This is a genomic window from Methanothermobacter sp. EMTCatA1, from assembly GCF_002356395.1.
Classification (GTDB): Archaea; Methanobacteriota; Methanobacteria; order Methanobacteriales; family Methanothermobacteraceae; genus Methanothermobacter; species Methanothermobacter thermautotrophicus.
In genome coordinates this window covers 1150151-1174125 of sequence record NZ_AP018336.1, presented here as the reverse complement: position 1 = coordinate 1174125, position 23975 = coordinate 1150151, and the positions used below count along the sequence as shown (strand labels likewise).

Sequence of the window (23975 nt, the reverse complement as noted above, 5' to 3'; positions counted from 1 at the left end):
CTCTTTGGTTAGGGTTGTTTTAAGTGCTGGTTTGAGCTGCGCTGTCCACGGCCGGAATGTCATCTGTTTCTTGGTTGATTACAGTAGTGTAGCCTGTAAATCTCTTGGAAATTGTGGGGGTGTTAATTGTCTATCTTTTTCCTTGGATCTGCAACTTCAACACTTTCATTTAGTTAGGGTTAGTCTCATCTGTCGATAACTATTATGTTGGCTATTTCACCTTCTCTTTTTTATCAAATGCAAGTAGAATTAACGCCGCTATAGTCACTATAGTCATGGTATTTCTTAGTAACGCTGGCTGCCGGGTTAGTATTACTATATAAAATAATAAAGCCAGAACTATTGTGTAAAACAAAAGTTTTAATCTTCTTGCGGGGGTATCATAGATACTTTGAAGTCTCGCATATCCATAAAGAGTTAGTACAATTAACAGGAACATTAATAATCTTAACTCTGAGTATTGGGAAAAATTAAATTCTATGTATAAAAAAATCCCAAAAAAGACTGCAGACAGGAGTAACATTATTCTTTTTTCATGTTTTTCACTTATATCCATGGATACTCCTCCTATTTCATAAAAATAAAATTAAATGTCAGGTATATGTCCACCACCCCTCGTTAAGATGCGCTGTTCCCACGGTGCCTAGATAAACTGTCCCTAAGAAACCAAAAAGCTTACCCACGGGATGATTTGTGTAACCTGGTGCTACACAGACCCAGGCACCTCCATAGTAGACTCTCCACCAGTTAAAGCTTCGGTTGTACCATGCATTTCTTTTCCATCTTCCCTGTCTCTTTAACCTTTGATTTAACCTGTACTTCCAGTTTTTACCTTTAATGTTCTTCATTTCCTCATCAGTCAGAGTTCTGTTGTCTGCCTTCACAGCAGAGGCGGTATCTGTCAGGTTATTTATGGTTTCTGATGAGGTGTTCTCGTTGCTTTGATCTGTTTGATTATTTGTTTGTTCTGTGGTTCCGTTGACCTGTGGATTATTGGGATCATTTATAACCAGTGCATATCCGCTGTAGATCTCAGCGAACTCTTCTATATTCATTTCGATGTTCCCGAGGCTTGGATCTGCGAGTTTGACCGTGTCATTGGTGATTCCGTTTATTACGGTGTAGTGTCCGGTGCCGTCATTGATGGTATCTTCTGGTGTCATTGATGTTGTGGTGGGGTCTGCGGAAACTCAAAGGGATTTTGATCTAGCTTTCGATATAACCTTGTCTATCATGGATCCTAATGTCATCAGTATTAGGACCATGAAAAAGTATCCAATTAAGGCTATTAAAAAGAGTCCCCCATGAGCAGATAGTAGTGTCCAGGTTGATGAAATATTGTGGTGAATCATCGATCCAAGTAATCCTCCCAGTAATCCTATGAATAAAGATACCGTGGCTGTTATAATCATGTTAACCTCTTTTTCTTCCATCTTACTGAAATGTGCGATAAATAATCCTGCCAGGATAACAAAGGACAATGCTAGAGGGAATGGTACTATCAAGGAGATGAGAAGCATTGACAAACCAATTAGCAGGACATATGCCCGTTTCATTTTTCACATACCTCCGAATGATACTCATATTCCACACTTAATTTCTTCATGCCGCATACCTATATCCCACGCGCCGATACCAATCCATATAGCGATCACCATAGGTCTTACAGCGAGCATAATAATAGTCAAAGCCATCAGCATCCAGCGTACAAGCACAGCGCACCATTTGGGCTGTATAAGAGACTATATGGAATCCATAATAGGCACGGACACGCACAGGATACCAACCATGCCAATGATAAGAACACCGCCACTTCCATGGATGCCAATGTTTATGCCTCCATTTTTTACCTTTAATGTTCTGCATTTCCTCATCAGTCAGAGTTCTGTTGTCTGCCTGCACATCAGAGGTGGTATCTGTCAGGTTATTTATGGTTTCTGATGAGGTGTTCTCGTTGCTTTGATCTGTTTGATTATTTGTTTGTTCTGTGGTTCCGTTGACCTGTCTTGGATTATTAGGATCATTTATAACCAGTGCATATCCGCTGTAGATCTCAGTGAACTCTTCTATATTCATTTCGATGTTCCCGAGGCTTGGATCTGCGAGTTTGACCGTGTCATTGGTGATTCCGTTTATTACGGTGTAGTGTCCGGTGCCGTCATTGATGGTATAGGCGATCATGTTTTCTTTGAGTTCAGATATGTTTAGTTTCATGCCGGTTGCGTTCATTCCCTTGGCCCTGCTGGCTTCCAGGAGGCCCTGCATGGTGGTCCCGTCTTCGGTTGTTCCGGCAAGGCCTGCGAGTTCATCCTCTGTGGTGTTCACTCCGAGTCTCTGGAGGACGGTGGCGAGTGCTGCGGGTCCGCAGGTGTAGTTCCTTGTCTGGAGGACCACACCCTCAGAATCCACTGTAACATTATGGGTCAGTGCACCCGTTACATCATCCCCCTGTGCTTCAAGGACTGTACAGTTGTCTGCGCAGGCCGTGTCGTCCAGTGTGGAGTTGTCTGCAGCGGCTGAAGAGTTAACAGACACCGCGAGGAGGAGCACGACCAGGAACAGGACATAAAAACCTCTCACCATGGACACCCCCATTAACTTATAATAATTCTATACAAAAAACTCATATATATATATTACGGATCAGCTACAGCATATTACTTGAGGCGACAGTAAAATTTCATAGTAGGTATATAAACGGGGGACTCGCCATAAATCGATGGGAGATTAAAAAAACTGGAAAAACATGACACACCAGCTCATGGTGCTTATAAAATTTTTTATTAAATCCTGGCTGTTATCAGGACTATCTCCTCAAAGAAGTACCTCTCACTTGCAGTAACCGACGCATCAAAGCCCATATCTGCCAGTTTCTGGAGGGTCTTCTCTGTATCGGAGAGGGAGGACTGCACCAGCTGGACCCTCCCCCCAGGTTTCAGGTGTGCCTGGACCTCATCAAGGAACCTGTCTATAACCATCCTGCCGTCGGGGCCCCCATTCCAGGCGAGGTCCAGGACATCCCCTGTGGCATCATCCCCGGTGGCTGGAAGGTAGGGTGTGTTGAAGAGGATGACGTCAAATTTTTCGCCCTCAACCGGGTCAAAGAGGTCCCCCTGCAGGACCCTGAGTTCAACTCCATTGATAATGGCATTCTCCTGCGTGCACTTAACTGCGGCGGGATTCACATCGGTTGCAGTCACATCTCCCTTCTCTGATGCTCTTATGGCAACAAGTCCTGTTCCTGTACCTATTTCAAGGACACGATCACCCTCCCTGACATCCAGGTTATCTGCAAGGAGGAAGGTGTCCTCTGCTGGTTCATAGACGTTTTCGCAGGTCTTTATTTTAATTTCACCGTATCTTATCATTTTCATTTTGCACCGTCCTCATCAAGGATGAAGATATCCTCGATATGCTCCCTTCCCAGGGCCCTTGCGATCCTGTGGGCAAGGATGAGGGAGGGGCTGTAACGTCCCTTCTCAAGGGCTATTATGGTCTGCCTTGTTACCCCAACCCTCTCTGCGAGTTCCTCCTGGGTTAATCCGAGTTCCTTCCTGTGTTCCCTTATTAGTGTCCTCAATTCTCCCTCTCCAGCCGGTAGTTTGTCACGGATTTTGCAAGGACACCTGCAAGGAGTGCAAGTAAAATGAAGGGGTCGACGTGGGGCTTTCCCTGCAGGGAACTTGAGATGAGTTCTATGAACACTCCAATTACAAGCACTGGCATCATGGCCCATGCGGCGTTTCTTTCTGCTATGGCCTCATGGAGGTACTCCCTTTCATCCCTTTTCACCTTCCACATAACATCAAACATGTCCAGGAACATGAATGCAAGCCAGGCACCTGTCACATACATCCTTGTGGTGGTGTTGAGGGGAAGTAGCTGGATCCCGACGAGCAGCAGGAATACGCATGCAAGGTATACTGCGCCCTGCCAGGTTTTTATTGAGACTCCCCAGCCACCGTACTTTCTTCTACCGAACCACTGGGGTCTTGCTATTATCAAAACAATCACCTATGTAAAAAATAGTTTACATAATACTTATAGTTTTCTCAGGGATGTGCTGATGAAGGCCCAGCTCAGGAAGAACCTGAGAGATCCTCTATATGCTCTGCTATTTCAAGTATATCCTCTGGTCTCAGCTGAAAGACCCTCTTCTCCAGTATTTCTGGTGGAAGACCCCTCAGAACTTCATTAAAGCTCAGATCAGTCCTTATTTCATGGAATGATTCTCTGAGGGATTTTGAGGTTTTCTTCTTCCTGTGCTGGAAGAGTGCACGGCATACATCCTCTAGGAATGCCGGGGCCCTGAAACCCGTAGGTTTAAGGGTTACAACCGCAGATTCAACCCTGGGACGGGGGAAGAAACAGCCCGGTTTGAGGTAGTCAACTATTTCAACCTCTGCAAGGAAGTGCACCATGACCGACAGTCTTGAGTACTCCCTTGTACCCGGCTCTGCAACCATTCTCCTTGCAAATTCCTTCTGGTACATGAGAACAGCGAGTTCAAAGTCATGCTCCAGAAGCCTGAAGGTTATGGGGGAGGAGATCTGGTAGGGCAGGTTGGATACGACCTTGTTGAATTCTGGAAAATCAACCCTGAGGGCATCACCGACTATCACATCAACGTTATCCACCTGAAGCCTGTCCATCAGGATAGCTGCAATGAGGGGATCACTCTCAATTGCGGTGACATGACCAGCAAGTTCTGCCATTGGAAGTGTGAGGGTCCCTATACCCGGTCCTATCTCAAGGACCCTGTCATCTTCCCTGAGGTCAGCGTATTCAAGTATGCGCTGCCTTTTGACCTCATCTATGAGGTAGTTCTGGCCGAGGCTCCTTCTAAGCCTCACACCATACTTCCTCAGCACCTCCCTTGTCTCGGTGTAGAGCCCTGACATAAAAATAGATTCTAAATTTAAATTGAAGGATCAGCCCCTCCTCTTCTGGGGCGGTCTTGTGAATATGTTGTACTTACGTTTTCCCCGTTTGGCGCCCTCAACATCCAGTTCCATGAGGACCCTCCTGACGATGAGTTTAACAGGGTCTGATAACATGGGGACCCTGTTCTTTATGTCCTCGAAACTTTCAAAGGGCTTCTCCTCACGGGCCTTGAGGATATCCCACATGTGCTTTTTACCGATTCCTGGAAGAAGTTCAAGCTGGTGAAGCCTGGTACTTATGGGTCCAGCCTCGTTGAAGAACTTTACAAACCGGTCCTCATTTGATTTTATTATCTCCTCAACGACGTAGGGCAGCTCAACCCTGGCGGTGGCTGTGAGTTCATTGTGACGGAGCCTCCTGTTTATACGGGCGATCTTGTCCCTTTTACCCTTACCGATGTAGACCTCCTCGTGGATTTCAAGGTCCACGTCCGGTCTTGGTGTTAACTCCAGGAGGGTGAACTCATCCTTACCCAGTGCCTGGGCAACAGGCCTCTTCTTGAATGTACCGAACCCTTCGCTCATGTAACCAAGTGGAAGGTAATCCAGTATGATAGCGTATTCTTCCATGAAATCACATACTCTACTTTTTTCAGGTCAGATATTATTTTTATTCGACCCGGTATTTATCTATTACCTCGAGTATGCCTGGAAGGTCATCAGCCTTTATGGGAACCCTCTCCTTGGCAAAGATTAAACGGAGGTCGGATATGTCCACCGGCATTATATCTGCAATTTTAACAGCATGCCTCCTTTTGATGTTGGGGATGTCCATCAGTTCCTCCACCAGCTCCCTGCTCTTTTCAGGGTCAAGCCTTGAAAAACGGGTTACATGGTCAAGGACAAGGTTCTGCTCGTATGTGAGTTCATGGTCTTCCCCAAATTTTTCAAGGATTTCCTTAACCTCTGCCATAGAAACAGGTTCACTTTCCAGAACCTTTTTCCCGATCATGGGAATCACTCTTGCATCTGAAGGTGCTCTGGCCTCACAACAAGCTGTTTATCCTTGTTACCATCCTTCAGGGCAACAACATAGGATTTACCCATCATCCCCACAACTCGACCGGTTTTACCATGGAAACGCGGGTGTGGCTGGCCCCTGTGAATGCTAGGGTCGATGATGATGTGTACAAGGTCACCCTCATTGAAGCTCTGGATCTTCCTTGTTATGGGGTTGGACCTGCCTGGCCTTTTAACCTTCTGAAGCTTGTGTCTTGTTTTACTTCTGAAACCTCTTGATCTTCTCATTCTTTAACCTCCATAAAAAGCCTTCAATGGCTTGTAACAGTCACTAAAACTTTACAAGAATCAGATATCTAAACTTATAAGTTCTCTATTTAATATCTCCATTAATATATATTTTTCCTTATCATGGCTATTCTGCATGGGACGCAGTGTTTTATTTTTTCGATCATCTGCTTAATCTTTTTCTGATGGTTCATCACCGACCTCAAGGACATCAAGGGCCACGCACCTTGCAGGGACCCCCAGAACACTGCTCACACTTGGTTCTGTACGTCCCGAATCCCCTGAAATAAGCTCCTTTATGTAGAGGCCGCCCTCACCCTTTATTATCAACTCAAGGCAACCATCCAGCAAGTTCCATGATATTTCCAGGACTCTCCTCTCTCTGACCCTGTCAGCCCTGCGGTGGGAAACTCTCACAGGGGTCCGCTGTTTTATGATGTCAAGTGACCCGAGTCTCTCAAGGTCCTCATCAGTAACGTCTCCATCCAGTTCAACCAGGGCCCGGTAAACCTTGTACCTGCTCTGGGATGAGTCCTTCAGTTCAACCTTCCTCTTCCTTGTGGAGAATCTGAGGCCCTCAACCTCAACCATGCCCTGGGCCCTGCGGTTCACCTCCTCCTCAAGGGATTCAGGGTCCAGGTTCCTCACCCGGGGTTCCCTTATCTCCAGGACAAAGGGTCTCCCTGTCCCGAGCATCCGGACGTCCACATCCTCCCTGCCTGAGCCATGGAACCTTGCATCACGTCCCTGGCTGGCCTCCAGGATGGGCCCGGCTATGAGCTCCTCCACAGACGTGGGATACATCTTACCGGTGTAATTGCACCTCTCACAGCCCCTCCCCCTGCACTTCCTGCAGGGCCAGCGGGTCTGGGGTATTCCCCTCACCAGCTTGCGGTACCTCCCCTCAAGGAAGAGGGGGTTTATCTGGATCCAGACCCTGATGTCCCCCCTGAAGTCCACCATCACCACGAGGTCGGGGTCCTCAAATTCTGCGCTGCAGCCCAGCAGTTTGACAACCCTCTTACCAAGTTCACGGTTGAGATCCCTTTTAAGCCCCTCAGTCTGGATTCCGAGGCGCTTTCTGATCTCATCATCAAGTTCCACCATTTCGGGGGGCAACCTTGTACCCACAAGTACCGAAGAGTATTCAAGGCCAAGTTCATCCACCCTCTCCTTAACCATCCCTGCGGCCTCATCAATCCTGTCAAAGACGTCACCGCATATCATGCATGGCCCGGATAGTTTCAGCGAGAATTCCTTCTGGAGCTTCTCACCCCTCAGACGGTTCCCTGGCCCTTCAACCAAATCAATAAAGTGCCTGCCAAGGCATTGCAGACATATTCTGGACTCTGTGATTTCAAGCAGTCCTCCCAGTCTCTGCTGAACATCCATGGTTATCCCCTGATCTCTGCCCTTCAGGATGCTATCTCATGAACTGCCTCATGAGCTGGCCCATGGGTCCGCCCATCTTTCTCCTTCCAAGTCCCTTCATGGCCTTTTTGGTGACCCTGTAGTACTTCAGGAGCTCCTTAACGTCCTCATTGCGTGTCCCTGAACCCCGGGCTATCCTGCGTATTCTTGAGTGTTTTATGATGTCTGGTTTTTCCAGTTCCTCCTCTGTCATGGAGTCCATTATTATGAGGTACTTCCTTATGGTCTCCTCGGTCATCTTGCTGGCGTCCTTTGGGAGTTTCCCGGCACCAGGCAGCATACTCATAACCTGCTGGAGGGGCCCCATCTTACCCATCATCTCAAACTGCACCCTCATATCCCTGAGGGTGAACTTACCTGAGAGTATTGCGTCGATGGATTCCTCTGCAATCTCCTCCTCTGAAACCTCTTCAACCTTCTCGAGGAGACTTCTGAGGTCCCCCATACCGAGGAGACGTGATATGAACCTTTCGGGATCGAAGACCTCCAGGTCATCTATCCTCTCACCGGTACCTATGAACTTTATGGGAGCACCTATCTCTGCAACGGCCGAGAGGGCCCCACCACCCTTGGCTGAACCATCGAGCTTGGTCACAATTATTGAACCTATATCTGTGGCTTTTCTGAATGCGAGGGCCTGTTCCCTTGCCTGCTGGCCTATGGTTCCGTCGATTACAAGTATGGCCTCATGGGGCTCCACAATGGCTGAAAGTTCCTCCATCTCCCTGAGGAGGTCCTTCTCCTCCTTGTGTCTTCCGGCCGTATCGAATATGATAACGTCCTTCTTCTGGAACCGGGCAAGTCCCTTCTCTGCAAGGTCCAGGGCGTCCCTGTTCTGGGGGTCGCCGTATATGCTCACGTCCTGTCCCTCGGTATACTGTTTCAGCTGCTCAAGGGCCGCAGGGCGCCAGGTGTCTGTACAGACCACCCCAACAGTGAAACCCTTCTTGCGGAGGTACCTTGCAAGTTTACCTATGGTTGTTGTTTTACCGCTACCCTGGAGTCCAAGGAAGAGTATGCGGTACGGTTTATCATCTATGACAAGTTCATGGCTCTTCTCACCCAGGAGTTTGACCATCTCATCGTACACTATGCTTATGATGTGCTCCTTTGGCGTTATCCCCTTAGGGGGTTCCTCGTTGAGTGCCCGTTCCTCAATTGACTTTGACAGGTTGAATACAAGTTTTATGTTGACATCGGACTGGATCAGGGCCCTCTGTATATCCTTTATGACCTCCCTGACGACCTCCTCATCAACAATTGTCATCCCTGCCAGCTTTTTCATAGTTTTACTGAGACTTCTGCCCAGATTCCCAAGCATGGTTTCACCTGCAGTGATGGATAATCATTAACTATTGTTGGGATCACCTTATATATTAAGAGTGGTGGATGGGCTGCGCCATATAAAGGTCACAGGTGGTGGGCGGCAGATCCTTTGAGGACCTATATTACCTATATTAAGATCCTCAATCATATCTAGATAATGAATTCAATTTTCAACAATCCCGATGCGTGATCGAAATGCTTGATAAACTCAAGGAAAGCCTCAGAAATTCACCTGTGATTAAGAAGGGAGAGTATGACTACTTTGTAAACCCTGTAACCGATGGCATACCCCTCACCGAACCCGAACTCCTGGAGGAGGTTGCAGAGGAGATAGTGAGGAGGTTCAGACCTGAAGCGGATAAGATAATCTGCATAGAGGCCATGGGCATACACCATGCAACGGTTCTATCACTGAAGACCGGAATACCCTTCGTCGTGGTGAGGAAGAGAAGGTACGGCCTTCCCGGCGAGGTTGCCGTCCATCAGATGACAGGATACAGTGAAGGGGAACTCTACATAAATGGTGTTGATAGTGGAGACAGGGTCGTTGTCATTGACGACGTTGTGAGCACTGGAGGGACCCTCCTGGCGGTCCTGGAGGCCCTCAGGGAGATGGATGTTGATGTCAGGGATGTTATAACAGTCATAGATAAGGGTGAGGGATCCAGGGTCGTGAGGGAAAGAACAGGTTTCACTGTGAAGAGCCTCGTGAAGGTTGATGTTATCGATGGCAGAGTTAAGGTTGAGGATATCCCTGCCGGGGGGCCGCATGATTAAATGTCACTCTACAGGCTTGAAACTGAAAGGGTCATCGGGGAGATAAGGAAACGTAATGCAGGGGTCGTGGGCCTTCAGTTCCCTGAGGGACTTAAAATGAGGGCAGTTGAACTTGCAGAGCAGATAGAATCAGAAACAGGCGCAACTGCCGTGATATCCGCAGACCCATGCTTCGGGGCATGTGATGTTTCAGATAGAAAAATGAGGGACATGGTTGACCTCATAGTCCACTATGGACACACACCACTCCCCCTTGACTATGAGGTCCCTGTGATATTCATAGAGGCCGCATCCTCAGTTGAGGTAGGTGAAGTCATCAGGGAGGCTGCTGACAGACTGTCCGGTCACAGGAGGATTGGAATTGCAACAACAGCACAGCACCTCCACCTGCTTGACCAGGCAAGGTCTCTCCTTGAGGAGAGGGGCTTTGAGGTCGTCACAGGGGAGGGTGTTAACACAGCCAGGGGCCAGGTCCTGGGATGCAATTTCTCAGCCATCAGGGGCACCGATGCAGATGCCTACCTTTTCCTTGGAAGCGGGAACTTCCACCCCCTCGGGATAAAACTCTTCACCGGACGCGAGGTTGTGGTGGCTGACCCATATCATGGTGAGGTGAGGGACATTGAGGAATTCGCAGACAGGGTCCTGAGGGTGAGATTTGCGAGGATAAGCAGGGCATCGGATGCCAGCAGGTGGGGGGTGGTGGTCTCATCAAAGGCTGGACAGATGAGGTTTGAGCTTGCCCTCATGGTTAAGAAAAAACTTGAGGAGGCTGGAAGGGAGGCCCTCATACTTCTCGCTGAGAACATATCACCGGCTGCACTCCTCCCCTTCAGGGAACTTGAGGCCTTCGTGGTAACTGCGTGTCCTAGGATAGCCATAGATGACTCACAGCTCTACGATAGACCACTCCTGAACCCATCTGAACTGGAGATAGTTCTGGGAGAGAGAAGCTGGGACGACTACACACTGGATGAGATAATACACGGATAACCCTTTATCTGGTGTGGTATCTACAGATAGGCCAGTGTGCGGCTGGCTCTCATGCATGGTATTCAGAGGCATGGTAATCAGTGGACAGATGTGCAGTATGGTTTTTGTAGTGAGATTTGGAGGAATGGAGTAATCGATCTTTGAAGGTCGCATGCAAAAGCATATATATAATCAGATCTAACCATAGATCACTGTAAGGTAAGCATTGTTTTTACCTTGAAGAGGTGAATGGATGAAAGTTAAATCTGGGGATATGGTTTTTCCCGGAGATTTTTTGGCTGTAAGCGAAGAGGTCCTCCCCTCTGAGGGGACCTACGATGAGGATGGTAAGATAAAATCCCTTGTCGTTGGAGAGGTTTCAAGGGATGACCGGAATAAGAGCATAAAGGTAATATCAAAGCTGAACACACCACCAACACTTAAAAGGGGTTCAAGGGTCATTGGAGAGGTCATTGATGTAAGGGGTCAGCGGGCCCTTGTGAGGATACACAGCATCAAGGGCAACAGGAGAGCCCTTGCAACATACTTCGTTGGAGGAGTCCACGTTTCACAGGCAAGGAAGGGCTACCTTTCAAAGCTAACAGACGCCTTCAGGATAGGGGACATCGTGGAGGCAAGGGTCACAAAGATCATGGGCCTCGATGGCATAGATCTACAGACATCAGGCCGTGACCTTGGGGTTATCAAGGCAATGTGCACCCGCTGCAGGCACTTCATGGAAGTGAACGGCAGGGACGAGGTCAGGTGCCCGAACTGTGAAAACCGGGAAAAAAGGAAGCTATCAGTGAATTATGAAGGTTAATCACTTAAGGGGTAATTCTAATGGAAGTCATTCTGGATAAGAGAAATGAGATGGAGATAGTATTCGAGGGAGAAACACACACCCTCTGCAATGTATTAAGAAGCATCCTCATGGAGGATGAAAAGGTTAAGGCAGCAGCATACTCGATAGACCACCCAATAGTGGGGGAACCACAGCTATATATCAGGGCAGGAAGCCCGAAAAAATCACTCAAGGCAGCAGCCGAAACCCTGAGGGATAGATGTGATGAATTCAGGGGCCTCATAGAGTCCCTGTGAACTATTTTTCCATGGAGAACCATAATTTCAGGCAGATAAAATCTGAGATAAGGATTCTTGGCATAGATGATGCTCCATTCACCCCCAGAAGTGAGGAGGATGTGCTTCTGGTCGGCACCGTATTCAGGGGCGGGCAGTGGCTCGACGGCGTCCTCACAACCACGGTGAGGGTGGACGGTGACGATGCCACAGAGCGGATCATCGAGATGGTGAATGGATCAAGGCACCTCAACCAGCTGAGGGTCATAATGCTTGATGGGCTGACCTTCGGGGGCTTCAATGTTGTGGACATAGTGGAATTATCAGAGAGGACCGGCCTTCCCGTTATAGTGGTTGTAAGGAAACATCCAGATATGGAAAGAATAAAGAGGGCGCTCAAGCACAGATTTTCTGACTGGAAGGCAAGGTGGCGCAGCATAGAGAGGGCCGGTAGAATCCACAGGGTTGAATCCAGGGAACCCCTCTACATCCAGACTGCAGGCATTGAACCTGATGACGCCGCAGAGATTGTCAGGATATCAACGACCCGCAGCTCAATTCCAGAACCACTGAGGGCGGCCCACATAATTGCCTCAGGAGTCACGTTAGGAGAGTCCAGGGGCAGCGCCTAGAAATAGATGCCTGCAGGAGGAGTCTGGTTTGAAGACACCCATGCTCACGGTGGACGTTATCATAAGGTTATCAGGGGATAGAATAATCCTCATACGGAGGGGCAGATCACCCTACAGGGGTTCCTGGGCCATACCTGGAGGATTTGTGGAATACGGTGAAACTGTTGAGGATGCAGCAAGGAGGGAGGCCCTCGAGGAGACAGGCCTTGATGTTGAAATCAAGGACCTCCTCGGGGTCTACTCCGACCCCCGGAGGGATCCCCGCGGGCACACCGTGAGCGTATGCTTCACCGCGAGGGTAGTGTCCGGTGAACCGGAGGCCGGTTCAGACGCTGCAGACATTGGAATATTCCACATCGAGGATATAGATGATCTTGAACTCGCATTTGACCACCGGAAGATTCTGGAGGATTTCAGGAGCAGATACCGGGAATAGATTGATGAGGAATGCACCCGTGTTCCACTAAAAAATCATTCTGCAGCATATCATGACCTTCAGTCACAATCAAAATTATTATAAATGTCCTTGTAGAAAAACTTTAGAAATCAAAAAGGTTTCAGTTTCTCTGACCAGGAGGAAGAAGATGGAGTTTTGTCCTAAGTGCGGAGCTGTAATGTTTCCATCCGAGGGAAAATTTAAGTGTCAGTGTGGCTATGAGAAGGATATCACAGATAAGCTCAAAGACAAGTACCGCGTCTCAGAGGAAGTTGAGGCAAAGGAGACCATAATATTCACAGGTGATGATGTAAATACCCTCCCAACAACGAGGGTTGAATGCCCGAAATGTGGTAACATGGAGGCCTTCTGGTGGCTGCAGCAGACAAGGAGGGCTGATGAATCAGAGACACGGTTCTTCAGATGTACCCGCTGCAAGCACACCTGGAGGGAATATGACTGAAAAATGGTGAGCAGATGTCTGATGAAGGCCCCGATGATGGTAAGAAAGGCAGGTATTCAGAAAGGCTCAGGGGTTTCCTTGCCCGGGTATGGGAGGAGTTACAGGAGGATGAATCAGAGCACGGCTTTCCGGTGACCCTCATAATGGAACACCGTGACGATATACTGAGGTACAGTGCAATGGTACTTGGTGTCATGCTTTTGCTGACAGGTATCGTCACCATAATGGGGTCATCTGACCGTGTTGTTGACAATGTGGTCTCAGGCGAGAACACGGTCATCGCAGCATTCCTCATCCTCACGGGTCTCCTGCTGGTGGGGGCCTTCATGGTCCATAGCATCATAGGGGGCACACCCCTTGAGGGGTTCTATAAACAGGTGAAGAAGGCTGAAAGAGGGGAAGAGAAAGAAGAAGAGGAATAGTATATAAATCATGACCCCAATATCTAGCTATATAGGATAAGGAGGACGAAAATGTTCAAGGCAGAATTGAATGACCCTAACATTTTAAGGACGAGCTTCGATGCCATATCATCCATCGTTGACGAGGTTCAGATACAGCTTAGCGCCGAAGGCCTGCGCCTGGACGCCCTTGACAGGTCCCACATCACATACGTGCACCTCGAACTGAAGGCCGAGCTTTTCGATGAGTACGTCTGTGATGAACCAGAGAGGATCAACGTGGACACAGAGGAACTCATGAAGGTCCTCAAGAGGGCAAAGGCAAATGACAGGGTCATACTCTCAACCGACGAGGGAAACCTGATAATCCAGTTTGAAGGGGAAGCAGTAAGGACATTCAAGATAAGGCTTATCGACATCGAATATGAAACCCCAAGTCCTCCTGAAATTGAGTATGAGAATGAGTTCGAGGTGCCATTCCAGCTCCTCAAGGACTCAATAGCTGACATAGACATATTCTCAGATAAGATAACCTTCCGTGTGGATGAGGACCGTTTCATAGCCTCAGCTGAGGGAGAATTTGGAGACGCCCAGATTGAATACCTCCACGGCGAAAGGATAGATAAACCTGCAAGGAGCATATACTCCCTTGATAAGATCAAGGAGATGCTCAAGGCAGACAAGTTCAGTGAGACAGCAATAATCAACCTGGGAGATGACATGCCCCTCAAGCTGACCCTGAAAATGGCAAGCAAAGAGGGTGAACTCAGCTTCCTCCTTGCTCCAAGAATAGAGGCAGAGGAATAACTTAAAGGTGAGGAATGGGGTTGGACGAATTCTTTCAGAAACTGAGGAGGATTCAGAAAAAGGAGAGATCTGAAAGCGGCCTTGCAAGGGTGGGGGATGACTTCTATGAGAGGGTTCATAGTTACATAGAGGACCTCCTTGACGCCGTTGGCAATGACCCCTTCGCCAAGGAACACTACCTCATAAGGGACACCCAGAGGATAGCCACGGAGATCTGCGAGAGAAGGGAGCACAAGATAACTGATAGTGCCGTCATGAACGTCCAGAGGTCATATCACCTCTTCAATGGCAGGCCACAGTTCGACCTCCAGGATACAACCCCCCTCAACATGACACCAGAGGAGGAGGAGCTCTACTTTTCACTGGTAGAAACCCTGAGGGAATTCAGGGCGAGGATAATCCCCTCAATAGATGTTGAATCCAGCACCAGGGATTCAGGGGCGAAACATGATGCCCCCCGGAAGGACGTTCTGGATGGTCCTGAAGCTCTTACTGGTCCTTCAACATCCGTAAAAACCGATAAAGGGGTTAAAGGGCGGGAGGAGGATATTGAAACCGTACTGATATTTGAGGAGGTACCTGCCAGAATAATGGGTGTGGATGAAAAGGTATACGGTCCATTCCGGCCGCAGGACATAGTCACGCTCCCATCACTGAATGCAAACGTCTTCATAAATGCAAAGAAGGGTCGGAGGATAAGGTATTCATAGGCAGCAGGCTTTAAAATGGTTAGACTGCTCTCCTGTTCTCTGAGGATCAGGTACCCTGCAATGAAACTGATGGATCAACACGGATTAGCAGTTTAAGGTTCAGTGAACCACCAGGTGGTGTCACATACAAAGGTATAAATAGAGATTTGAGATATACTAACCCAGTATAAAAAAGTTCAGTTATTTTAAAGGCTTACTTTTTCACTTACGAGGTGATTAGATATGAAGATTCCTAAGGAAAGAAGAACTTACTGTCCAAACTGTAGAAAACACACCGTTCACGAGGTACTGGAATCAAAGAGGAGAAAGGCCAGTGAACTTAAGTGGGGTCAGAGGCAGTTCAGACGTGTCACTGCCGGTTACAGGGGTTACCCACGTCCACTCCCATCAGGTAACAAACCCGTTAAGAAACTTGACCTCAGGCTCAAATGCAAGGAATGTGGAAAGTCACACATAAAGAAGAAATCCTTCAGGGCTGGAAGGGTTGAATACGTGGCCTAGAGGTGATTGGCGTGATATTCTACAATACCAAGGGTAACTTTCTCCGTGTTAAATGTCTGGACTGCGGAAACCAGCAGGTTGTCTTTGACAGGGCAGCATCATATGTTCAGTGCATAATCTGTGGTAAAACACTTGTTGAGCCAACAGGAGGAAAGTCAAAGATCAAAGCCCAGATTCTAGAGGTCCTGGATTAATCTAGGTGTTTTTCATGGTAAGAAGAAAAAATGAATGGCCTGAAGAGGGTGAACTGGTGGTTGGGACCGTTCACAAGGTCCTCAACTACGGCGCCTTCGCCACCCTGGAGGAGTATCCAGGGAAGGAGGCTTTCATTCACATCTCAGAGGTATCCTCTGGATGGGTTAAAAACATAAGGGACTTTGTAAGGGAGAACCAGAAGATCGTTGCAAGGGTCCTCCGTGTGAATCCCCGTAAGGGACACGTGGATGTTTCAATGAAAAGGATAAGGGAGGACCAGCGCACAAAGAAGATCCAGGCATGGAAGATCGAACAGAAGGCTGAGAAATTCCTTGAACTCGCAGCAAGGGACCTTGGAAAGGACCTTGACACCGCCTATGAAGAGGTTGGATACGAACTGATGGACATATTCGGAGACCTCTACGGCGCCTTTGAAACCGCTGCAGAGGAGGGGGAAAAGTCCCTCATCGAGGAGGGAGTCCCTGAGGACTGGGCAGCCGTCATCACAGAGGTTGCCAAGCGCAACATAACACCCCCCGAGGTCCAGATAACCGGATACGTTGACATCAAGTCCTACGCACCCAACGGCGTCGAAATAATTAGGAAGGCACTTAAATCAGCCCAGGATGAGGGTATAACAGTCCAGGCGGTAGGAGCCCCCAGGTACCGGCTCATCGTGAAGTCAACGGACTACCTGAAGGCAGAGAAGCAGCTCAAGGAAGCAGCCCAGAAGTGCATAGAGATCGTTGAGAAAGAGGGTGGAGAGGGAGAATTCCTCCGTGAACTCACATGAAGATGAAAAGATGCCGTTCATGCGGAGAGTACACCCTGAAAGAGGTCTGCCCACACTGCGGAGGTAGAACAGGGGTTATTTATCCTCCAAAGTTTTCCCCGGAGGACAAATATGGCGCATACCGGAGAAAACTCAAAAGAGAGCTTTACTCTAGAGGTAGTGGTGAATCAAAATGAGGGAAACAATCATAAACGTTCTGGAAGACATTGAACTTTCCAGCCCCATATTCATCGAGGCACTTCCAGGAATAGGACATGTGGGTAAACTGGCAGCCGATCACATAATAGATGAACTGGAGGCTGTCAAATTTGCTGAACTCTACTCCCCATCATTCCCACCACAGGTACTGGTTGATGAGGATGGTATAGTTGAACCCATGAGGAATGAGTTCTATTACCTCAGGGATGCAGGCGGGGATGAGAGGGATTACATAATACTCGTGGGCAACACCCAGGGACTCTCACCTGAGGGACAGTATGAGATCTGTGGCATGATACTCGACTTTGTTGAGGGATACGGCGCCAGGAGGATATTCACCCTTGGAGGCCTCGCAACGGGGCAGCCCGTTGAGAAGGCGAGGGTCTATGGGGCAGCAACCAGCATGGAACTCGTCGAGGATCTCAAGGAACACGGCGTCATCATGAGATCCGCTGATGGAGGCATAATAGGCGCATCAGGACTTCTCCTTGGAATGGGGAGGCTGAGGGGCATGGATGGTGTATGCCTCATGGGTGAAACACCAGGCTACTTCATAGACGCCGAAGCCGCCCGTGCACTCCTTGAGGTGCTACTTGAGATGACAAAACTTGAAGTGGACCTTGAAAAACTTGAGGAGCGTGCAGAGGAGACAAAGAAGATGATCTCAAAGGCCCAGCAGATGGAGCAGGAAATGATTGAGAGGATGAACCTCAAACCCGGGGAAGAGGACCTGCGTTACATAGGCTGACCCCACCACCTATTTTTTCTGGATGATCAGATGATCATAAACGCTGACCTGCATATCCATAGCTGTTTTTCAAGGGCAACGTCCCGTAACATGGTTATTGACAACATAGCACCCCAGGCACGCCTCAAGGGCCTTCAACTTGTAGGGACAGGCGACGCACTTCACCCTGGATGGCGGAAGATCATAGCTGAATCAACTGAATATGAGGGGGACGGGATTTACGGGCGCGATGAGTGCAGCTTCGTAATAACGGCGGAGGTTGAGGACTCAAGGAGGGTCCACCACCTCCTGATACTCCCCTCACTTGAGGCTGCAGAGGAGATAGCCGGGAGGATGCCCTCAGCCAGCACCACAGATGGAAGGCCCAGGGTGAGGATGAACGGGGCCCAGATACTTGAACTTGTACATGAATACGATGGCATGGCAGGACCATCCCATGCCTTCACACCATGGACCAGCATGTACAAGTCATATGACAGCTACATGGACTGTTACGGGGCAAGACCAGACTTTCTTGAACTGGGCCTCTCTGCAGATACTGACATGGCTGATAAGATAGCCGAACTTGCAGACATACCCTTCCTGACCAACTCCGATGCCCATTCGCCATGGCCCCACAGGCTGGGGAGGGAGTTCAATCAGTTTGAGATGGAGGATGTGTCCTTCACCTCCCTCAGGAGGGCCATAGGTAAGTGCAGGATAAGGGCGAACTATGGACTTGACCCGCGCCTCGGAAAGTACCACATGACTGCATGTACCCGGTGCTACCGCATTTACAGTCCTGAGGAGGCGCTTGAAATGGACATGAGGTGTCCCTGTGGCGGTAAAATCAAGAAGGGTGTGGATTACAGGATATACGAGCTCTCAACCTGGGATGAACCTCACCACCCACCACACAGGCCCCCCTACGTCCACCTGATGCCCCTTGCAGAGATCATAGGGATGAAATATGATAAGGGAGTAACCACAAAATTTGTACAGGGAATCTGGGAGAAACTTGTGGGGGAATTTGGAACAGAGATCCGGGTGCTGCTTGATGCCCCCCTTGAGGATATTGCAGCTCTGGATACGGGTGTTGCTGTTGCAGTGGAGGCCTTTCGCAATGGCTCACTGATTGTGATACCCGGTGGTGGTGGGAAGTATGGTGAGATAAGGTTCCCTGCCGAGACCCTTGATGCTTACTTCAGATAATCTAATCAATAACCTGGGGTACCATTATCATCCATCATTATTTCTTCAATGAACCTGGAAAATGGGCTGTTTTATTCCATGGGTCTCAAAAAATGGAATTCCTATCATTGTTTCTTAGAATTAGAATATTGAGCGGACCCGCCGGGATTTGAACCCGGGACCTTCAGATTAGGAGTCTGATGCCCTATCCTGGCTAGGCTACGGGCCCCGTTTCCTTTGCACCTTTTTTAGCGGACCCGCCGGGATTTGAACCCGGGACCTTCGGATTAGAAGTCCGACGCCCTATCCTGGCTAGGCTACGGGCCCTAACAAAAGAGTAAAGAAATATTTGATTTTCTAATATATAAACTTTTACATGTAGATGGGTGTCTCGGCCTCTCCCTGCACCGTCTCTGCGAGCTTCTTGAGGCGTGACTCTATGGCCTGCGCCTCCTGCAGGAGGGGCTCAGGGTCAACAGATGTACCGAGCATTTCATTCAGGACCTCAACGACACTTGCAGCTGCCCTAGGGTCAGGGTAGGGGTTGAGGATCTCTGCAAAGAGGCATGATGCTGGTATATCATTAACAGCGCACCTTGTAAGGAGGGTCCCTGAAATACCATTGAGGTTACCGAAGGGGACTATCGGTATTCCAAGGTCTGCAAGTCTCTGGATGACCTCCTGGCTGTTACCCGCACCCGCCACTGGCTGTGACTTTTCACGGACAACCATGCTGTTAAAGGTTATCAGCTCCCTGCTCTTATTGCGGACCATCCATTCCACGATCGCATTTGTCATATCATAGACAACTGCAGGGGGGAGGATGAAGTCCGAGAGGAAGAGGACTATCCCATCACCCTCATATATCCTGAAGGGGTGTATTGCAACGCCCTTATAGAGGACAGCCAGGGGAGGGAAGTACTTTGAGTCAATGTAGCCTATCTCTCTCATCTTGAGGTCCTCAACCAGAAGCCACCCCAGTATGTTGCCTATGAGGCCAACTCCAGGAGAACCCTCAAGGACTACAGCGTCCTCAACATCCTCTGAATATATTGTGCAGCACTCTGTTTCTGTCTTAATCATCATGGCGCACCACCAGCCCCTCCAAGGTTTTTACCGGTCATGGGGTCAATGTAGATCTCTCCAACGGTTTTCCCACCCATTTCGATGGGAACAACATAGACCAGTTTACCGTCCATTTTAAGGAGCCTTGGTGTCCCTGCAGCGGCACCCTCCTGCTTTATATATGTCTGGGCAATACTCTTTGCCTCTGAATAGGATATCTTCACATTCACGCCTGAACCCCCACCTGAGGTTGAACCACTGCCACCCTGTGATGATGTGGTTGAGGGCGATTCACTGTGGACGCTTGACTCCCCCTGCTGCTGGCCCTGATCATGACTGCTCTGGGGACTTGTGAATTTCCACAGTGTCTCGGAATTCTGACTCACCTGATAACCTGCAGCAACAGCTCCAATTATCAGGACTATCGCCACCGATGCTAGAACCTTTGAGTTTATCATCAACTCACCTTCCTGGTGTTAACAACACATTTAGTATGTGGGTCAAGATATATAACACTTAGTATTACTGAACAAAAAATTAATATTATAAACTCTGTTTTCTACTAATAATAAGTGATCTATAAAATGATATAAATAGTTTTCACTTTTTTTATAATTGAAAAACTTATAACATTTAAAAATAGTTATAATATTGAAGGTTTTTTGAACTTTAAAAACAAGAGGTGATACATTTGAGCGAAAGGATTGTTATATCGCCGACATCACGACAAGAAGGACATGCAGAACTTGTCATGGAAGTCGATGATGAGGGAATCGTGACAAAGGGGCGATACTTCAGTATTACTCCTGTCAGGGGCCTTGAGAAAATAGTGACAGGTAAAGCACCTGAAACAGCACCTGTCATCGTCCAGAGGATATGTGGAGTATGCCCTATACCACACACCCTGGCTTCCGTTGAGGCAATAGACGACTCCCTTGACATTGAGGTTCCAAAGGCCGGAAGACTTCTCCGTGAACTTACACTTGCAGCACACCACGTAAACAGCCACGCAATACATCACTTCCTCATAGCACCGGACTTCGTGCCTGAAAACCTCATGGCAGACGCCATAAACTCAGTCTCCGAGATAAGGAAAAACGCACAGTACGTAGTTGACATGGTTGCAGGTGAGGGTATACACCCATCCGATGTCAGGATAGGTGGAATGGCCGACAACATAACGGAACTCGCAAGGAAAAGGCTGTATGCGAGGTTAAAGCAGCTCAAACCAAAAGTCGACGAACACGTTGAACTCATGATAGGATTAATCGAGGATAAGGGCCTTCCAAAGGGCCTTGGAGTCCACAACCAGCCAACACTTGCAAGCCACCAGATCTACGGTGACAGGACAAAATTCGATCTGGACAGGTTCACCGAGGTAATGCCTGAGAGCTGGTACGATGACCCTGAAATAGCCAAGAGGGCCTGCTCAACAATACCACTCTACGATGGAAGAAACGTGGAGGTCGGTCCAAGAGCAAGGATGGTTGAATTCCAGGGATTCAAGGAGAGGGGTGTTGTTGCACAGCACGTTGCAAGGGCACTTGAGATGAAAACGGCACTCGCAAGGGCAATTGAAATCCTTGATGAACTGGACACATCCGCACCGGTAAGGGCAGACTTCGATGAGAGAGGCACAGGTAAACTGGGTGTAGGTGCAATTGAAGGTCCAAGGGGACTGGACGTTCACATGGCCCAGGTTGAAAATGGTAAGATACAGTTCTACAGTGCACTCGTCCCAACAACCTGGAACATCCCAACAATGGGTCCTGCAACTGAAGGATTCCACCATGAATACGGGCCACACGTCATACGCGCTTACGACCCCTGTCTCTCATGCGCAACACACGTGATGGTTGTTGATGATGAGGACAGATCAGTAATCAGGGATGAAATGGTCAGACTCTAGGGAATAACATGCCATACGACGCTGAGATTCTAGTGGTGGGCTGTGGAAACATCCTTTTCAAGGACGATGGATTCGGCCCAGAGGTTATCAAGGCCCTTGAAGAGTACTTCAAGGATAGGGAAAAACCAGATAATGTTATGTTCATTGATGCTGGGACTGGCGGTCCGCACTTTGTCTTCTCCCTCCCCCATGAGGAGTGGAAGAAGATGATAGTTGTGGATGTTGTTGAATTCAACGCAGAACCCGGAACACTCAGGAAATTCGATGTCACTGAGATTCCAAAGGGATCCTATGAAAATATGCATACATGGCCAGTGAGCCAGCCCCTCCATGAACTCAGTGAAAAGATCGATGTTGTGGTAATAGGGTGTAAACCCAAGGAGATATCAGCTCCCAATGTGGAAATGGGCCTCACACCCCCAGTAAAAAAGGCTATTCCCAGAGCCATTCAGATGATCTTAGATGAGATTGGGGTTTCTAAATGAGCTTAATTGCCCGCATCAAAAGATTTTTAGGATTGGAGGCTGAAGCTAAGAGGGAAGAACCCGAAAAAGAAAAATCGGAACCTGTTGGAGCTTCAAAAGAGGAGGTTGAAAAAGTGGCTGAAGAAAATGCAAAACCAAGAATAGGTTACATTCACCTCAGTGGATGTACCGGAGATGCCATGTCGTTAACTGAAAATTACGACATTCTAGCAGAATTACTCACCAACATGGTGGACATAGTATACGGACAGACCCTGGTGGATCTCTGGGAGATGCCAGAGATGGATCTGGCCCTTGTTGAGGGATCTGTCTGTCTGCAGGACGAACACAGCCTGCACGAACTCAAAGAACTGAGGGAGAAGGCAAAACTCGTCTGCGCCTTCGGTTCATGCGCAGCAACAGGCTGCTTCACAAGGTACTCAAGGGGCGGACAGCAGGCACAGCCATCACACGAGTCCTTTGTACCAATAGCAGACCTCATAGATGTGGACCTCGCCATTCCAGGGTGCCCACCATCACCTGAGATAATAGCAAAGGCAGTCGTTGCACTCCTCAACAATGACATGGAGTACCTCCAGCCAATGCTGGACCTTGCAGGCTACACAGAGGCATGCGGATGCGACCTCCAGACAAAGGTTGTAAACCAGGGTCTCTGCACTGGATGTGGAACATGTGCAATGGCCTGCCAGACAAGGGCCCTTGACATGACCAACGGAAGACCCGAACTCAACAGCGACCGCTGTATAAAATGTGGAATCTGCTATGTGCAGTGCCCAAGAAGCTGGTGGCCAGAAGAACAGATCAAAAAGGAGTTAGGGCTATAGGAGGCTGGAAAAATGGTTTTAGGTACTTACAAGGAAATAGTTTCCGCCAGATCAACTGACAGAGAGATTCAGAAATTAGCCCAGGATGGAGGAATAGTTACAGGTCTTCTAGCATATGCCCTTGACGAGGGCATAATCGAAGGCGCAGTTGTTGCAGGACCCGGAAAGGAGTTCTGGAAGCCAGAACCAATGGTCGCCATGACCTCAGATGAACTCAAGGCGGCTGCAGGTACCAAGTACACATTCTCACCAAACGTCCTGATGCTCAAGAAGGCAGTGAGGCAGTACGGTATAGAGAAACTGGGTACAGTTGCAATACCCTGCCAGACCATGGGTATAAGGAAGGCCCAGACCTACCCATTCGGTGTCAGGTTTGTTGCAGATAAGATAAAACTCCTGGTCGGTATCTACTGCATGGAGAACTTCCCATACACATCACTGCAGACCTTCATCTGTGAAAAACTCGGATTAAACATGGAGCTCGTTGAGAAGATGGACATAGGTAAAGGAAAATTCTGGGTCTACACCCAGGACGATGTCTACACACTCCCCCTCAAGGAGACCCATGGATACGAACAGGCAGGATGCAAGATCTGCAAGGACTATGTGGCTGAGCTGGCAGACGTATCAACAGGTTCAGTGGGATCACCGGATGGCTGGTCAACAGTCATAACAAGGACCGATTCAGGGGACTCAATATTCAAGCAGGCTGTTGAGGCAGGTATATTCGAGACCAAACCAATAGAGGAAGTCAAACCTGGCCTGGGACTTCTTGAAAAACTCTCTGCACAGAAGAAGGAAAAGGCAGAGAAGAACATCGCTGCAAGGAAAGAGATGGGATTACCAACACCATACTGATCC

At 48.6% G+C, this 23975-nt stretch carries 35 protein-coding genes and 2 tRNA genes; 20 read left to right on the top strand and 17 right to left on the bottom strand.

What is annotated here, in order from left to right:
• Positions 1–211: 211 nt before the first annotated feature.
• The 13 genes from tca_RS06365 to tca_RS06305 all read right to left on the bottom strand — a co-directional run bounded on the left by tca_RS06365 (position 212) and on the right by tca_RS06305 (position 8943).
• On the bottom strand, positions 212–556 hold the full coding sequence (locus tca_RS06365) for a hypothetical protein (RefSeq protein ID WP_286708717.1): 345 nt from the start codon (positions 554–556) through the stop codon (positions 212–214).
• Between the two features lie 37 nt (positions 557–593).
• Complete coding sequence (locus tag tca_RS06360) at positions 594–1163, bottom strand: cysteine peptidase family C39 domain-containing protein (RefSeq protein WP_010876945.1); 570 nt, start codon at positions 1161–1163, stop codon at positions 594–596.
• A gap of 27 nt (positions 1164–1190) precedes the next feature.
• Positions 1191–1520 (bottom strand): hypothetical protein, encoded by a 330-nt coding sequence (locus tca_RS06355; protein ID WP_286709242.1) that lies wholly within the window; start codon positions 1518–1520, stop codon positions 1191–1193.
• 82 nt (positions 1521–1602) lie between these two features.
• Positions 1603–2583 carry a C39 family peptidase gene (locus tca_RS06350; protein ID WP_245942729.1) on the bottom strand — a complete coding sequence of 327 codons (981 nt, stop codon included), beginning with the start codon at positions 2581–2583 and terminating at the stop codon, positions 1603–1605.
• A gap of 200 nt (positions 2584–2783) precedes the next feature.
• On the bottom strand, positions 2784–3368 hold the full coding sequence (locus tca_RS06345) for a HemK2/MTQ2 family protein methyltransferase (protein WP_286709241.1): 585 nt from the start codon (positions 3366–3368) through the stop codon (positions 2784–2786).
• 2 nt (positions 3369–3370) lie between these two features.
• Complete coding sequence (locus tag tca_RS06340; protein WP_010876941.1) at positions 3371–3580, bottom strand: helix-turn-helix transcriptional regulator; 210 nt, start codon at positions 3578–3580, stop codon at positions 3371–3373.
• On the bottom strand, positions 3577–4014 hold the full coding sequence (locus tca_RS06335) for a hypothetical protein (RefSeq protein ID WP_010876940.1): 438 nt from the start codon (positions 4012–4014) through the stop codon (positions 3577–3579). The genes tca_RS06340 and tca_RS06335 overlap by 4 nt, the downstream gene beginning before the upstream one ends.
• A gap of 65 nt (positions 4015–4079) precedes the next feature.
• Positions 4080–4901: a 16S rRNA (adenine(1518)-N(6)/adenine(1519)-N(6))-dimethyltransferase RsmA gene (gene rsmA, locus tca_RS06330; protein WP_010876939.1), complete on the bottom strand. Its 822-nt coding sequence runs from the start codon at positions 4899–4901 to the stop codon at positions 4080–4082.
• A 30-nt stretch (positions 4902–4931) separates the two neighbouring features.
• Positions 4932–5513: a DUF655 domain-containing protein gene (locus tca_RS06325; protein WP_010876938.1), complete on the bottom strand. Its 582-nt coding sequence runs from the start codon at positions 5511–5513 to the stop codon at positions 4932–4934.
• A 40-nt stretch (positions 5514–5553) separates the two neighbouring features.
• Positions 5554–5895 carry an RNA polymerase Rpb4 family protein gene (locus tag tca_RS06320; RefSeq protein ID WP_048061025.1) on the bottom strand — a complete coding sequence of 114 codons (342 nt, stop codon included), beginning with the start codon at positions 5893–5895 and terminating at the stop codon, positions 5554–5556.
• Between the two features lie 5 nt (positions 5896–5900).
• Positions 5901–6191, bottom strand: coding sequence for a 50S ribosomal protein L21e (locus tag tca_RS06315; protein WP_010876936.1), 291 nt, complete (start codon positions 6189–6191; stop codon positions 5901–5903).
• A 171-nt stretch (positions 6192–6362) separates the two neighbouring features.
• Positions 6363–7583 carry a tRNA pseudouridine(54/55) synthase Pus10 gene (locus tca_RS06310; protein ID WP_286708716.1) on the bottom strand — a complete coding sequence of 407 codons (1221 nt, stop codon included), beginning with the start codon at positions 7581–7583 and terminating at the stop codon, positions 6363–6365.
• Positions 7584–7614: 31 nt separating this feature from the next.
• Positions 7615–8943, bottom strand: coding sequence for a signal recognition particle protein Srp54 (locus tca_RS06305; protein WP_286708715.1), 1329 nt, complete (start codon positions 8941–8943; stop codon positions 7615–7617).
• A gap of 200 nt (positions 8944–9143) precedes the next feature.
• Between tca_RS06305 and hpt the strand changes: the two genes are divergently transcribed.
• The 16 genes from hpt to tca_RS06225 all read left to right on the top strand — a co-directional run bounded on the left by hpt (position 9144) and on the right by tca_RS06225 (position 18852).
• A complete protein-coding gene (gene hpt / locus tca_RS06300; protein ID WP_048061024.1) occupies positions 9144–9725 on the top strand; it encodes a hypoxanthine/guanine phosphoribosyltransferase in 582 nt (193 codons plus the stop codon).
• The gene (dph2, locus tag tca_RS06295) at positions 9726–10718 is read left to right on the top strand and encodes a diphthamide biosynthesis enzyme Dph2 (RefSeq protein WP_010876932.1); all 993 of its coding nucleotides are present in this window, start codon (positions 9726–9728) and stop codon (positions 10716–10718) included.
• Between the two features lie 232 nt (positions 10719–10950).
• Positions 10951–11520, top strand: a complete 570-nt coding sequence (locus tag tca_RS06290; RefSeq protein WP_010876931.1) for an exosome complex RNA-binding protein Csl4 — start codon at positions 10951–10953, stop codon at positions 11518–11520.
• 20 nt (positions 11521–11540) lie between these two features.
• Positions 11541–11798 (top strand): DNA-directed RNA polymerase subunit L, encoded by a 258-nt coding sequence (locus tca_RS06285; protein WP_269889653.1) that lies wholly within the window; start codon positions 11541–11543, stop codon positions 11796–11798.
• A gap of 11 nt (positions 11799–11809) precedes the next feature.
• Entirely contained in the window at positions 11810–12409 is a 600-nt protein-coding gene (locus tca_RS06280) for a DUF99 family protein (protein WP_048061023.1), read from the top strand.
• Between the two features lie 28 nt (positions 12410–12437).
• Positions 12438–12845, top strand: coding sequence for an NUDIX hydrolase (locus tca_RS06275; RefSeq protein WP_010876928.1), 408 nt, complete (start codon positions 12438–12440; stop codon positions 12843–12845).
• 148 nt (positions 12846–12993) lie between these two features.
• The gene (locus tca_RS06270; protein WP_048061022.1) at positions 12994–13308 is read left to right on the top strand and encodes a transcription factor S; all 315 of its coding nucleotides are present in this window, start codon (positions 12994–12996) and stop codon (positions 13306–13308) included.
• A 14-nt stretch (positions 13309–13322) separates the two neighbouring features.
• Complete coding sequence (locus tca_RS06265; protein WP_010876926.1) at positions 13323–13730, top strand: hypothetical protein; 408 nt, start codon at positions 13323–13325, stop codon at positions 13728–13730.
• A 51-nt stretch (positions 13731–13781) separates the two neighbouring features.
• Complete coding sequence (pcn, locus tag tca_RS06260) at positions 13782–14516, top strand: proliferating cell nuclear antigen (pcna) (RefSeq protein WP_010876925.1); 735 nt, start codon at positions 13782–13784, stop codon at positions 14514–14516.
• 20 nt (positions 14517–14536) lie between these two features.
• The gene (locus tca_RS06255; RefSeq protein WP_115891927.1) at positions 14537–15226 is read left to right on the top strand and encodes a DNA replication complex GINS family protein; all 690 of its coding nucleotides are present in this window, start codon (positions 14537–14539) and stop codon (positions 15224–15226) included.
• A 222-nt stretch (positions 15227–15448) separates the two neighbouring features.
• Entirely contained in the window at positions 15449–15727 is a 279-nt protein-coding gene (locus tca_RS06250; protein ID WP_010876923.1) for a 50S ribosomal protein L44e, read from the top strand.
• Between the two features lie 2 nt (positions 15728–15729).
• Positions 15730–15921: a 30S ribosomal protein S27e gene (locus tca_RS06245; RefSeq protein WP_010876922.1), complete on the top strand. Its 192-nt coding sequence runs from the start codon at positions 15730–15732 to the stop codon at positions 15919–15921.
• 14 nt (positions 15922–15935) lie between these two features.
• Positions 15936–16715 carry a translation initiation factor IF-2 subunit alpha gene (locus tca_RS06240; protein ID WP_048061020.1) on the top strand — a complete coding sequence of 260 codons (780 nt, stop codon included), beginning with the start codon at positions 15936–15938 and terminating at the stop codon, positions 16713–16715.
• Positions 16712–16891, top strand: a complete 180-nt coding sequence (locus tag tca_RS06235; protein WP_010876920.1) for an RNA-protein complex protein Nop10 — start codon at positions 16712–16714, stop codon at positions 16889–16891. Before tca_RS06240 ends, tca_RS06235 begins: the two co-directional genes overlap by 4 nt.
• Complete coding sequence (locus tca_RS06230; protein ID WP_269889652.1) at positions 16888–17661, top strand: proteasome assembly chaperone family protein; 774 nt, start codon at positions 16888–16890, stop codon at positions 17659–17661. The genes tca_RS06235 and tca_RS06230 overlap by 4 nt, the downstream gene beginning before the upstream one ends.
• Before the next feature lie 30 nt (positions 17662–17691).
• A complete protein-coding gene (locus tag tca_RS06225; RefSeq protein ID WP_010876918.1) occupies positions 17692–18852 on the top strand; it encodes a TIGR00375 family protein in 1161 nt (386 codons plus the stop codon).
• A 133-nt stretch (positions 18853–18985) separates the two neighbouring features.
• Here tca_RS06225 and tca_RS06220 read toward each other — a convergent pair.
• From tca_RS06220 to tca_RS06205, 4 genes are all read right to left on the bottom strand, one after another.
• Positions 18986–19060 (bottom strand) — tRNA-Arg (locus tca_RS06220).
• A gap of 23 nt (positions 19061–19083) precedes the next feature.
• Positions 19084–19158, bottom strand: a tRNA-Arg gene (locus tca_RS06215).
• A 45-nt stretch (positions 19159–19203) separates the two neighbouring features.
• Positions 19204–19914, bottom strand: a complete 711-nt coding sequence (locus tca_RS06210) for a proteasome assembly chaperone family protein (RefSeq protein WP_238374186.1) — start codon at positions 19912–19914, stop codon at positions 19204–19206.
• Positions 19914–20354 carry a PepSY domain-containing protein gene (locus tca_RS06205; RefSeq protein WP_048061019.1) on the bottom strand — a complete coding sequence of 147 codons (441 nt, stop codon included), beginning with the start codon at positions 20352–20354 and terminating at the stop codon, positions 19914–19916. The genes tca_RS06210 and tca_RS06205 overlap by 1 nt, the downstream gene beginning before the upstream one ends.
• Before the next feature lie 233 nt (positions 20355–20587).
• Between tca_RS06205 and frhA the strand changes: the two genes are divergently transcribed.
• From frhA to frhB, 4 genes are read left to right on the top strand one after another with little or no spacing between them, the layout of a single operon-like run.
• A complete protein-coding gene (gene frhA, locus tca_RS06200) occupies positions 20588–21805 on the top strand; it encodes a coenzyme F420 hydrogenase subunit alpha (protein WP_048061018.1) in 1218 nt (405 codons plus the stop codon).
• A gap of 8 nt (positions 21806–21813) precedes the next feature.
• Positions 21814–22290 carry a coenzyme F420-reducing hydrogenase, FrhD protein gene (gene frhD, locus tca_RS06195; protein ID WP_010876914.1) on the top strand — a complete coding sequence of 159 codons (477 nt, stop codon included), beginning with the start codon at positions 21814–21816 and terminating at the stop codon, positions 22288–22290.
• Positions 22287–23114 carry a coenzyme F420 hydrogenase subunit gamma gene (gene frhG, locus tca_RS06190; protein WP_010876913.1) on the top strand — a complete coding sequence of 276 codons (828 nt, stop codon included), beginning with the start codon at positions 22287–22289 and terminating at the stop codon, positions 23112–23114. Before frhD ends, frhG begins: the two co-directional genes overlap by 4 nt.
• Before the next feature lie 12 nt (positions 23115–23126).
• Entirely contained in the window at positions 23127–23972 is an 846-nt protein-coding gene (gene frhB, locus tca_RS06185) for a coenzyme F420 hydrogenase subunit beta (protein WP_048175828.1), read from the top strand.
• Positions 23973–23975 lie beyond the last annotated feature (3 nt).